General features: G+C 58.8%; 11 protein-coding genes. 4 read left to right on the forward strand and 7 right to left on the reverse strand.

Annotated features, from left to right (window positions below; all coding sequences use genetic code 11):
* Positions 1 to 31: 31 nt before the first annotated feature.
* The 6 genes from ACMU_RS18420 to ACMU_RS18445 all read right to left on the reverse strand — a co-directional run bounded on the left by ACMU_RS18420 (position 32) and on the right by ACMU_RS18445 (position 6840).
* Positions 32 to 871, reverse strand: coding sequence for a fumarylacetoacetate hydrolase family protein (locus ACMU_RS18420; RefSeq protein WP_035262979.1), 840 nt, complete (start codon positions 869 to 871; stop codon positions 32 to 34).
* Positions 872 to 892: 21 nt separating this feature from the next.
* On the reverse strand, positions 893 to 1909 hold the full coding sequence (locus ACMU_RS18425; RefSeq protein WP_051588455.1) for an ABC transporter permease: 1017 nt from the start codon (positions 1907 to 1909) through the stop codon (positions 893 to 895).
* Positions 1910 to 1922: 13 nt separating this feature from the next.
* Complete coding sequence (locus tag ACMU_RS18430; RefSeq protein WP_051588456.1) at positions 1923 to 3428, reverse strand: sugar ABC transporter ATP-binding protein; 1506 nt, start codon at positions 3426 to 3428, stop codon at positions 1923 to 1925.
* Positions 3421 to 4533, reverse strand: coding sequence for a sugar ABC transporter substrate-binding protein (locus ACMU_RS18435; protein ID WP_201769917.1), 1113 nt, complete (start codon positions 4531 to 4533; stop codon positions 3421 to 3423). Before ACMU_RS18435 ends, ACMU_RS18430 begins: the two co-directional genes overlap by 8 nt.
* 158 nt (positions 4534 to 4691) lie before the next feature.
* On the reverse strand, positions 4692 to 5360 hold the full coding sequence (locus tag ACMU_RS18440; RefSeq protein WP_051588458.1) for a GntR family transcriptional regulator: 669 nt from the start codon (positions 5358 to 5360) through the stop codon (positions 4692 to 4694).
* A 40-nt stretch (positions 5361 to 5400) separates the two neighbouring features.
* Complete coding sequence (locus tag ACMU_RS18445) at positions 5401 to 6840, reverse strand: aldehyde dehydrogenase family protein (RefSeq protein WP_035262984.1); 1440 nt, start codon at positions 6838 to 6840, stop codon at positions 5401 to 5403.
* A 177-nt stretch (positions 6841 to 7017) separates the two neighbouring features.
* On the opposite strand from ACMU_RS18445, the gene ACMU_RS18450 reads away from it, so the two are divergent.
* From ACMU_RS18450 to ACMU_RS19385, 4 genes are all read left to right on the forward strand, one after another.
* Complete coding sequence (locus ACMU_RS18450) at positions 7018 to 8028, forward strand: C-terminal binding protein (protein WP_035262988.1); 1011 nt, start codon at positions 7018 to 7020, stop codon at positions 8026 to 8028.
* Positions 8029 to 8086: 58 nt separating this feature from the next.
* A complete protein-coding gene (locus ACMU_RS18455; RefSeq protein ID WP_035262991.1) occupies positions 8087 to 9691 on the forward strand; it encodes a GMC family oxidoreductase in 1605 nt (534 codons plus the stop codon).
* An 8-nt stretch (positions 9692 to 9699) separates the two neighbouring features.
* Positions 9700 to 10119 carry a hypothetical protein gene (locus ACMU_RS18460; protein WP_035262994.1) on the forward strand — a complete coding sequence of 140 codons (420 nt, stop codon included), beginning with the start codon at positions 9700 to 9702 and terminating at the stop codon, positions 10117 to 10119.
* A gap of 424 nt (positions 10120 to 10543) precedes the next feature.
* Positions 10544 to 11383 (forward strand): RHS repeat-associated core domain-containing protein, encoded by an 840-nt coding sequence (locus ACMU_RS19385; RefSeq protein WP_152544685.1) that lies wholly within the window; start codon positions 10544 to 10546, stop codon positions 11381 to 11383.
* Positions 11384 to 11599: 216 nt separating this feature from the next.
* Here the strand turns inward: ACMU_RS19385 and ACMU_RS18465 are convergent.
* Positions 11600 to 12000: hypothetical protein (locus ACMU_RS18465; protein WP_236626301.1), on the reverse strand; the 401-nt coding region annotated here is incomplete at its 5' end.

The following is a 12000-nucleotide window of genomic DNA, read 5'->3' on the forward strand; positions in this document are numbered from 1 at the left end:
CTTTCAGTTGCGCTGCGTAACGTTGGGCGACCTAGGCGGCCTGAACCACCGTTTGCGACTGTTCCCCCAGGCCCGCGACACCCAAACGTACCGTGTCGCCAACATTCAGCCACACCGGATCAGGCTTGATCCCCATACCGACGCCCGGCGGGGTGCCGGTGGCAATCACGTCGCCGGGCAGCAGGGTCATATAGCGGCTGAGATAGCTGACGATCTGTACGACACTGAAGATCATCGTCGATGTGTTCCCGGTTTGCATGCGGGTGCCGTTCACCTCCAGCCACATGTCGAGGTTTTGCGGATCAGCGACCTCGTCGCGGGTAACGAGCCAGGGGCCAACGGGGCCAAACCCGTCGCAGCCCTTGCCCTTGTCCCACTGACCTGACTGCATCTGAAAGGCGCGCTCGCTGACATCGTTCAGAACGCAATATCCCGCGACGTGGTCCAGCGCATCCGCCTGCGACAGGTTTCGAGCGGTTTTGCCGATGACAATCCCCAGCTCAACCTCCCAATCCAGACGCGAACCGTTGACCGGATAGGGCGTGGGGTCGTTGGGGCCGCAGATCGCCGACGGTGCCTTGAGAAAGACGATGGGTTCGGATGGGATGGGCAGGTCGGCCTCTTCTGCGTGGTCGGCATAGTTGAGGCCGATGCAGATATACTTGCTGATCCCGGTCCAGGGCACGCCCATCCGGTCAGGTTCAACCACAGGGCAGGCGGACAGGTCTAACGCGGCGATGGCGGCAAGGCCTTCGGGCGAAAGATCTGCGGGCGTCCACGACCCGCGAAGGGTGCTGAGGTCGCGGATATTGCCATCGATGACAAGGCCGGGCTTTTCGGCCCCCGCGGGGCCGAACTGACAAAGTTTCATGGTGAATTCCTTTGAGCGTTTTCAGGTGGATTGAAGCTCGGACGGACCCGAGGGTTCCGGGATACGCCGCCGGGCCGCGGCCACTTCGGCCCGGTTCCTGCGGATCACACCCAGACGCGCGGCCACAACGGCAATGACCAGAACGACGCCATTGAACATCGGCTGCACATAGCTTTCGGCACCCAGCATGAAAAGGCCCGTTGTGCCAGTGCCAACCAGATAGACCGCCACGAAAGTGCCCCAGACATTGTAGAAACCGGGACGGAACGATGTGGCACCAAGGAAGGCGGCAGCAAAGGCAGGCAACAGGAAGGCCTGCGCGCTGGTCGGGTGGCCAGCCCCAAGGCGCGAGACCTGGATGAAACCCGCGAGGCTGGCCATCATCGACGAAATCACGAACGCAATCAGGATCGAGCGTGGCACGTTAATGCCGATCAGGGTGGCGGCCTCGGGGTTTGCCCCTACCGCGTAGAGCCGACGGCCGGCGGGGCGCTGCGTCAGCACGAACCACATGATCGTGCAGATCACGATGGCATAAATGAAAGGCATCGGCACGAAGTCAAACAGGCGTGTCTGACCGATAGCGACGAAGTCTTTTGGAATACCTTTGAAGATGATCTGACCGCCCGAGTAAAGCAGAACAAGACCGGCCACGACCGACCCCACACCCAGCGACACGATCAGCGAGTTCAACTGCAGGTACCCCACCAACACGCCCATCGTTGCGCCGATCGCGGCGCCGACGGTCAGGATGATGACCAGCACCAGCAACGGGTGCATCTGGTATTCGGACAGGAATCCCGCCGTCATCATCACCGCAAGACTGGCGACAAAACCCGGCGACAGGTCGAACTGCCCTACGATCAGCGGCACCATGATGCCCAGCGCCACCAATGTCAGCACCGCGTTATCCGACATGATGGACCCGGCATTGGCCAGTGTCGGGAAAATGTCCGGGCGCATGGCCGTAAAGAACAGGATCAAAGCCCCCAAGCCGATCAGCAGGCTGTAACGGGAAGTGAGAGTCGAAAACGTCATTTTGGTTTTCCTCCTAGTGGCCATAAACCGCGCGTTCCAGCACGGCGGGGGTCAGGTCGTCCCCGTCAAAACTGTCTCGGATGCGGCCGGTCGCCATGGTGACAACGCGGTCGCAAAACTCGGCGAGAATTTCCAGGTCGCTGTCCAGCACAAGAACGCCAACATTCTGGGTTTCAGCCAGTTGGCGAATGGTGCGAAAAATTTCGGTGCGTGCGCCGACGTCGATCCCTTGGGTGGGTTCATCCAGAACCAGAAGGGACAGATCGCGACGCATCCATTTGCCCAACGCAACCTTCTGCTGGTTGCCGCCAGACAGGGTGGCCACTGCATGGTGCAGGCCGCCAATCTTGATCTGCATGCGCTTGACGATGTCCTTTGCGGCGGCCTCTTCCAGCCGTTCGGAAATCGAAGGTCCCCGCATCAGGTCGCGCATCTTTGCGATGGTGATGTTGTCGGCAATATCCATGGTCAGCAACAACCCCTGCGCGCGGGTTTGCGGCACGTAACCCATGCCCGCCTTCATCCGCCGGCGGATCGACGCACATGACACGTCCTGACCGTTCAGCACGACCTTTCCAGCCAGCGAGGGCTGGTGGCCATAGATGGTGCGCGCCAGTTCCGACCGCCCCGAACCCACAAGCCCGGCAATGCCCAGAACCTCGCCCTGCCCCACATCCAATGTGACGTTTTCCAGGCGCATTCCCCACAGGTTCTCCACCTGCAACACCGGCCGACCTTTCTGGCGTCGCGGTGCTTTGTCCACCGCAGCAACGGTGTCGCCCACCACCAGCCGGACCAGTTCGTCCCGATCCATGTCGGTGATACCGTGATAGACCCGCGCGCCGTCGCGCAGGATGGTGATTTCGTCGGCAAGCCGCATGACTTCGTCAATGCGGTGCGAGATATACAGAATGGACACCGCGTGCGATTTCAGCTCTGCAAGCGTATCGACAAGGGCGTCCGCCTCGGTCACGGGCAAACGGGCCGTGGGCTCGTCCAGCACCAGAACCCCGCCATGTTCAGGCAGCGAGCTGAGCGCACGCGCCACGGCGATCATCGTTTGTTCGGCGGGGCCATAGGTTTCCACGGCCCGGTCCGGGTCGATATCAAGGCCCCAGTCCTGCATCACCCGCCGCGCATCTTCGCGACCGCGTTTCCAGTCGATCCGTCCCTTGGTCATGCGATAGCCATCGGCCGAGGCCATCACCAGGTTTTCGGCCACCGACAGCGGGCCGATCAGGCCAAGATCCTGGTGCACGAAGGCAATCGCGGGGTCGGACCCATGCCATTCGACATGGCCGGCATCGGCGGTGTGCACACCGGCCAGCACCTTGACGAGCGTGGACTTGCCGCAGCCATTGGTGCCCAGAAGCGCATGCACGCGGCCCGGTGTCAGCTCGATATCCACCTCGTGCAGGGCACGTGTGGAGCCAAAGCGTTTCGACAGGCCCTTCGCCGAGAGGATCGGAGAGCCGCCCGCGCGGCTCTCCTGGGTTTCGATTGCGGCCGAGTTAACCATCGACGCCCCACAGCTCTTTGTATTTGCTGCGGAAATCGTAGTCGCCCTGCCAACCTTCGTCGATCTCGTGCTCGGTCAGTTCGTGCACGTTCGACGCATCAAACAGGCGGGTCGGGATGCCGTGATCAACAACGTCCTGACCGTGGATCATGCGGTTGATGTTGTCCATCAGCGCATAAGCCTCCCAGTCGCGCGGATCGGCGGCGCAGACGGCCTGGATCATACCATCGCGGATCAGTCCCAGGTTTTCGCCGTGGCAGTCATAACCCGCCCCCATCAGCGTTGAACCCTGGCCCGAGGCGATCAGCGTGCGCACAACGCGGCTCATGCAGGCATCAAAGCACCAGACCCAGTTGGTGGCCGGATCAGCCTTCAGCGCGGCGGTGGCGATGGCGGCGGGCTGTGTGTCCAGATTGGCCAGCGACCAGTCTTTGACGTCCATGTCGCAATCAGGGCAGAAAGCCGGATCGGTCAGGATGTCCATCGCGCCTTTGAACTGCCCATTCTCGGTGATGTAGAGGTCGGTGTTCTTCAGCATCAGAGCGTTCACCTCGCCGCCCGACTTCCACGCCATATAAGCGCCGATACCTTTGGCCTGGTGGATCCAGTCATGCGACACGTCGGGGATATGGGCCGGGGTGTTGTGCAGGCTGCCCAGCGTAATCAGCGGGATGTTGGCGTCCAGTGCACGGGCCACACCATCGGATACAACCGGCGTGTCCACGAAGATAAGCGCGATGCCGTCATAGCCAGCATCCACCGCGGCGTTCAGCGCCTGGTTCTGCTGTACCGGGTCGCCGGCGCCGTCAAAGACGTCCACTTCCCACCCCATCAGAGCACCGGCTTCCTCCATCGACCGGGCGGGGCGTGCGGCGCCTTCGGCAGCCTGGCAGCACGAGATCACGGCAATGCGCTTGCCCGGAATCGGCGCGGGCGAGGTTTCGGGGCCGCTCCACTGAACGTTGCCGCTCATCTGTTCCAATGCGATGGCTTTGGCCGCTTCGGCCTCGGCGCTCAGGTTTTCGCCGGCCATCAACGCGCCGGGTAGGGCCAGCGTGGCAGCCACAACAGCGCCGCGCCATACGGATTTCGATCGTTGGTTCATGGTCTTCATTCTCCTCCCAAGAGAACCGGGATACGGCGCAACACCGCATCTTTCAGTATCTAACATATAACGCGCAAGTATCTGACATATTACGCGACGGTCGAAATTGACGTCTCCGTGCCTCCTTTCACGTCAAGCAGAAGGTTGTTTGTCTGGAGTTACCCGGTGGCGCTGCTCAGTAGCACGCCCTCGGTTTCGTATTTGTCGATCATCCGGCTGACATGCTTTTTCAGTGCGGTCGTGGCTGCATCCATATCAGCGTTCTCGAGCCCCTCGATGATGGCCAGATGGTCGGCCTGTGCCTTGGACAACAGATATCCGTCGGATGATTGCAGGTTGGTACGCAGGGCCTGAAGACGCGGGGCGAAAAGACCGTGCGCCTCGATCAGCGCGGGGTTGCCGGCATGTTCGAAGAACACCCGGTGAAAGGCGTTGTCTTCGCGGCCAAACTCTGTGTGCTTGCCTGCTTCCATGCGGCTTTCCATACGGTCGTAGTGTTTGCGCAGGGCCTTGATCGTGGCCGGACCCGCACGTTCCATCGCCAGTTCCATGGCTGCGCATTCCAGAATGACCCGCATCTCGCTGAGATGCCGCACCTGTTCGACCGTCGGGCTGAAAACGAGGCATCCGCGTTGGGGTAGAACATCCACAAGGCCAAGACCCTGCAATTGTACAAACGCCTCGCGGACGGGGGTTTTGGACGTGCCAAATTCCTGCGAAACGGCCTTCTCGCTCAACATCGTGCCCGAGGCACGGCGGCCCAGAACAATATCATCAAGCAACTCTTCGAAGACTTGTGTCGTCAGAGATTTCGCGCGTTGTACCATGAATTGACCCCTTCTGCGGACAGAATCCGCCCTTGTGACCTTAGGCCACCTGCCCCACGATTCCCTTGATTTCAAGGTAGTCGTCAAGCCCGAACTCGGCATATTCGCGCCCATTCCCACTTTGTTTATACCCGCCGAACGGCATTTGCGGCGTCCAATCCGGGCTGTTCACAAAAATGGTGCCGGCGCGCAGACGGTTGGCGATGTCAGCCACGGCATCCGGATCGTTGCCCGAAACGTAACCGGCAAGACCATACTCGGTATCGTTGGCCATGGCGACCGCCTGTTCCACGCTGTCATATGGCAGGATGGAAAGAACGGGGCCAAAGATCTCTTCGCGGGAAATACGCATGTCAGGCGTAACATTCGAGAACACCGTCGGCTTCACGAACCATCCGTCCTGAACACTATCCGGCCGCCCGACCCCGCCGGTTTCCAGCTTGGCACCTTCGTCGATCCCGGCCTGGATCAGCGCCTGCACCTTGTCGAATTGAACTTTGCTGACCATGGGGCCGATCTGCTCGCCATTGCCGTTCTGGGTCGACGGCACAAAACCCTTGGCCGCGCGTACAGCGATCCGGGAAACTTCGTCTTGTTGGTCGCGTGAGACAAACATGCGGGTCGGCGCATTGCAGGACTGACCAGCATTAATATAGCACCCGGCCACGCCAGCAGTTACAGCATTTTCCAGATCGGCATCGGGCAGGATGATATTGGCAGACTTGCCGCCCAATTCCTGGTGCACCCGCTTCACGGTATCGGCTGCCGATTTTGCGACGGCCACGCCCGCACGTGTGGAACCGGTGAAGCTGACCATATCGACCTTGGGGTGTGAGGACATCACCGCGCCCACCGTCGGGCCATCGCCGTGGATCAGGTTGAACACACCCGCCGGAACGCCCGCGGCGTCCATGATCTCGGCAAAGATGGCGGCGTTTATCGGCGAGATTTCCGAAGGTTTCAGAACCATCGTGCACCCGGCAGCCAGGGCCGGCACAACTTTGGTGCTGATCTGGTTCAGCGGCCAGTTCCAAGGGGTGATCATGGCCACGACGCCCACCGGCTCTTTGGCAACGGAGAAACCGTTGCGCTGTTCGGTGAAGTCATACGCTTGCAGCGTGTCGATCATCTGCGCGATATGCGCACCGCCAACCGGCACCTGCGCGCCCGCGGCGAAGCCAAGCGGCGCCCCCATTTCCTGATGCACGGCCTCAGCCAGATCGTCGGCGCGGCGGGTATACTCGGCCTCGATTGCGCGCAAGAGCTCGATCCGCTCGGCCACGGTGCTGCGCGACCAGGCCGGGAACGCATCAGCGGCGGCGGTGACCGCGGCCTCGACGTCATCCGCATTTCCCAGCGTCACCGATCCGATCACCGATTCGGTAGACGGGTTCACGATATCGATCTGAGCGCTGCCCTGCGGCGCAACCCAGGCGCCATTGATATAAAACAGGTCCGTTCGTGCCTTGGGCGTCGTCATTGTCCAGTTTCCTCCCTACGACAAATCAGCATTTGCGTCGTTGATGTGCACCTTGCATCAACAACAGGCTTGACGTCAAGTATCTAATATCTTACCCGCTAAGATATCAATTGACGCCGAAGGGCCTTAACGCTCGAAAATCGACGTCGCTTTGCACGAATGGGAGGAGTTAGGCCGATGCTGGATGGAGATGAAGGGCAGGTAAAAATCGTTGTGACGGATTCCGTAACCGATGATTTATCCTTTGAAAAAGAACTACTTGGGCCGATTGGGACGCTCGAGATATTCAACACCAGCGACCTGTCGACGATCGCGCCCGAGCTGGCAGAATGTGATGCGGTCCTGAATGTCTATGCCGGCCCGATTTCGGCCGAACTGATCGAAACCATGCCGCGTTGCAAAGTGATTTCGCGCTATGGAATCGGTGTGGATACCATCGATATCGCGGCCGCCACACGTGCTGGAATCATCGTCACAAACAACCCTACTTATTGTATCGAAGAAGTCGCCGAACACGCCCTTGCCCTGATCATGGCGCAAGCACGGAAGCTGGCGGTTTATGACCGGGACGTGCGCGACGAAAGCTGGTCTTTGGCGCCGGGCAAACCGATGTCGCGGCTGAAAGGCAAGGTGCTGGGCCTGATCGGGTTCGGCAATATTGCGCGGGCTTTGGCGTGGCGGGCCGAGGGGTTGGGTATGGAAGTGATCTTTTCCGATCCCGCCGTAACCGAACCGGTTGAAGGTTTCGCGGCCAAACCTGCTAGCTTTGACGAGGTTGTGGCGCAATCCGATTTCCTGTCGCTGCACCCCCCGCTGAACAACGCCACGCGCCACATCGTCAACGCCAAGACACTGGCAGCGATGAAGCCCAGCGCGACCTTGGTCAATGTCTCGCGCGGGCCCTTGGTAGATACCGAGGCCCTGATCGACACGTTGGCCGAGAGCCGGATTGCCGGCGCCGTTCTGGACGCCACCGACCCCGAGCCGTTGCCGGAAACGCATCCCCTGCGGCAGTTGGGCAATGCCATCGTGACCCCTCACGCCGCCTGGTACTCGGAAGAGGCGATGGCGCTGCTGAAGCGCGGGGCACCTTCCGAGGTTGCCGCCGTCCTGTCCGGTCGCGCCCCGAAACACGTGGTGAACCCAGAAGTTCTGGCCCATTGCCGCGCGGATATCGCCACCACCTGACAATCCATATCCGGGGCCAACCGCCCCGTCAGACACAACCGAATTCGGGAGGAGAACCATGTCTGAAGATACTGTCGACGTCGTCATCGTCGGGGCCGGGGCATCCGGGGCAGCTGTTGCCTGGAACCTGGCCGAAACCAAAATGCATATCGTCTGCCTTGATCAGGGGCCGATGCCGGAATCGTCGCAATACCCGACCAACAACAAGGATTGGGAAACGCGGATTCAAAACGAATGGACCCACAGCCCGAACCACCGCAAAGCGCCACAGGATTATCCGATCAACGACGACAATTCGCCGATCAAGATCGTGAATTGGAACGGTGTTGGCGGTGGCACGGTTCTTTATGCCGGGCACATGCCACGGCTGTTGCCCAGCGATTTCCGTGTGAAAACGTTGGATGGCGTCGCCGATGACTGGCCGGTTGATTATGACATGCTGCAGCCGTTTTTCGAAGAAAACGAAAAGATGATGGGGGTTTCGGGCCTGGAAGGTGATCCCGCCTACCCGCCCGGCAAAAAGCGTGTCATGCCGCCGGTCCCGCTGGGCAAAACCGGCAAGAAGGTTGGCGAGGCCTGTAACGAGCTGGGCTGGCACTGGTGGCCGTCCGATACCGCCATCGCGACCGAGGATTACGACGGGCGCAGCAAATGCATCAACCTTGGCGCATGCCTGTTTGGCTGCGCACAGGGGGCGAAGGCGTCGACCGATATCACCTATGCCCAACATGCGATGCGCGCGGGCGTCGAATTCCGCACCGGTGCGCGCGTCAGCCAGGTCACAACCGATGACGAGGGAATGGCCACCGGTGTCCTGTATTTCGACAATGATGGCGTCGAGCATCACCTGAAGGCACATATCGTGATTGTCGCCTCGAACGGTGTTGGCACGCCGCGTCTGCTGCTGAACTCCAAATCGAAATCCCACCCCGATGGTCTTGCCAACTCCAGCGGGCTAGTGGGCAAGAACCTGATGCTGCACCCCTATTCATGGGTGAACGGCGTTTTCGAGGAAGAGCTGGACGGGTTCCGCGGCTCGCACAAGAACGTGTGGTCACTGGAACACTACGAGACAAAGGCAGACCGGGGCTTTGTGCGCGGCTATCTTCTGGAAAGCCACCGCGGTGCAGCGACGGTTGAGACCGTAATGAACGGCTATGGCTGGGGCGAGATCCCGTGGGGTGAAGGGCACCATGACGCGGTGCGGGCGCTGCACAACCGCACGACCAGCTGGGTCGCGGTGTGTGAAGACCTGCCGGAACTGCACAACACGGTCACAATCGATCCGGAACTGGTCGACAGCAACGGCATTCCGGCCCCCAAGATCGACTACACGCTCAGCGAAAACTCGATCAACATGCTGAACCATTCGGTCGAACAGATCGAAACCATCCTGAAAACCGCCGGGGCCACCAAGACGTTCAAACAGGTGCCGATCGAATATGGCGGCTGGCACCTGTTGGGCACCGCGCGCATGGGCACCGACCCGGCAAGCTCGGTCGTGAACGAATGGGGACGCGCGCATGACGTGAAGAACCTGTTCATCGTTGACGGTTCGATCTTCGTGACGTCTTCGGGCGTGAACCCGACCAATACCATTCAAGCATTGGCTCTGTATATCTCTGACCAGATCAAGCAGCGCCTGGCCAACCTGTTCGATTGAGGTGCAAGATGACCAACGTTCTTACCCAAGCTGAAGTCCAGACCTTCACCACCATCGCCGGGCTGATGGTGCCGGCGAGTGCAACCCACAACGTGCCGGGCGCCGATGACCCGTCCATCATGGCCGAGATTGTCGACGACGCGAACACGCATGCGATTGGCGGAGTAAAGAACGCCCTTGCCGCGTGGGAGGCCTTGGATGCCCCCGACGATGCCGGCCGTGTGGCGGAATTCCTTGACGATCACGGGGCCGAGGCGGCGTTGCTGCAGGCGGTTGTGAACCGGGTCTACTACCGCAATGACGCAGTAATGGCGTCGCTGGGCATGGAGGCGCGCGCGCCTTTCCCAAAAGGGTTCGAGGTTGAGGAACACAACTGGTCGATCCTCGATCCCGTCCGCGCGAAAGAACCCTTGTGGCGACAGGCATGACGCTCATAACGCAGAGCGGGCGCGGGTAAAGCATCCCGGACAAAGCCAAAAGCCGCCGGTTTTTGCGCCGGCGGCTATGCCTCATGCGCCCCGCACGGTCATCAACGGGCTTTGCCGGGTCGCAAATCGCACTTGACCCCGGCAATCCACCGAACTGCAAGGCGGAACAGAAACCCGTTTACTTTCGTTCAATTGCTGAAAAGTGGTGCGGTCAAGAAAGCCACGGCCTCTTACCATCTGTTGCGCACGGAATTTCACGAGAAATATCCAACAACGCAAGATGTTCCCGAAGATCGACGCGCCTATCTGTCCTACCTTCAACGGGTTAACCGTGCCATGTTTAACAGGGCGGAGTCTTTGGTTGGTGACAACTGCACAGATAGGGTAACGTTCGTTTGTAATTACACGTTTTAGGGGAACAGATATGCTCCGCCATTTGAAACAGTTCATTTTGACCACGCTAGTTGCGATCTTTGCTTCGCAGGCGTCAGCCATGTTTATTCAACCAGACTGGTATGACCCCACTCATCCGGGAGTCGGGACAAACCGATACGCCTACAGCTTCAACGACCCTATTAACTTAAGTGACCCAAACGGGAATGAAGTCGGGCCTGAAGACTACGATGATCCGACGGAGCTGGCACGTGAACTTCAGGAAGAAGACCCAGAACTCTTTGGGGAGCTTTCAAATAACTATGACTTATCCGAACTCCCATTGGATGATCCTAGAGTTCGGGCAATAATTGAAAGCTACAAAGCCTATGCAGCAGGGTGCGGTGGGCCATGCCCCGGCGGCGTGATTGACAGATTCATCAATGGTGGCCCCGGAGCAGAAATCCAACGGCAGATTGGAGCTGCACCTGGCATTCCTGGTGTTGAGGCTAGCCAACAAGCGCAGATCGCAACAGTGGCAGGCGCGATGACAGTTGGTGCCGGTGTTAGAGGAAGAGTAGGAGACGGCGCGCTCACGAAAATAACACCTGGTTATGGCGATCTATTGCCTGGAGAAATTCAAGCCATTCAAACCGTTGTTGACCAAGCTGGAAGACCTCTTTCTGTCGTTGGCTCCGCTGTGAGGGCCGAACGCAAAATTGGAAGTGATATCGACTACGTCGTGTCACCAGGTTCCATTGAGCGCTTTAGAGGGTTGGAAAATCGTTTGCCGGGAATAGATCGAAGTCACGGAATTGTTCCTGGATACCCAAATCCTAACCAAGGTCCATTCATAACGTTTGAGCCACGCGGCCCGGGTACTTTTCCATGAAGCATCTGGAGAAACTAACAAAGTACTGGTTCGAGTTTTCATTTGCAGACCGAGCCGCGATTCCTATGTCGTGTTATGTAGGTGTGGGTGTAACGGCCTTTTCCGTAGACGATGCTAAAGAGATCATTCGACATAGATTGTTTGACGGACGAGATTTCCCTGAGCCAAGCGACATCGTGGAAAATGTGAGAATTTCTGACTTAGATCAAGCCCATGTCATGCCGAATATGAACCCACCCAATGTTCGTGGAGTTTGGTATCCACTCCTTCCCACTCATGGGTAACTTTTTGGAGATCATGGAATTTTCCATGAGTGCGCATACCATAAAATTTCTCAAAATATGAGCTGAAATGCTTAGATATCCTGATCTCGTTGGTACGATTGGGCGAGATCAAGAAGTTTCCAATGCCATAGAAGACTTGGAGTACGTTGTGCACTATTTCTTCGACAATACCGAAGTTGCTCGAAAACCAGATTAATATATCTGGCATAACCTTGATATCAAAGGAAGAGGTTTCGGTTATCATGATATTTGGCAAGCTTCTGAATGAGTGTTTGGAGAAGTTTTCTCCGAGTACGTCCCCCTTTGCGATTTGAAGGTGGCAAAGACTGGCAG

Source organism: Actibacterium mucosum KCTC 23349, assembly GCF_000647975.1.
Classification (GTDB): Bacteria; Pseudomonadota; Alphaproteobacteria; order Rhodobacterales; family Rhodobacteraceae; genus Actibacterium; species Actibacterium mucosum.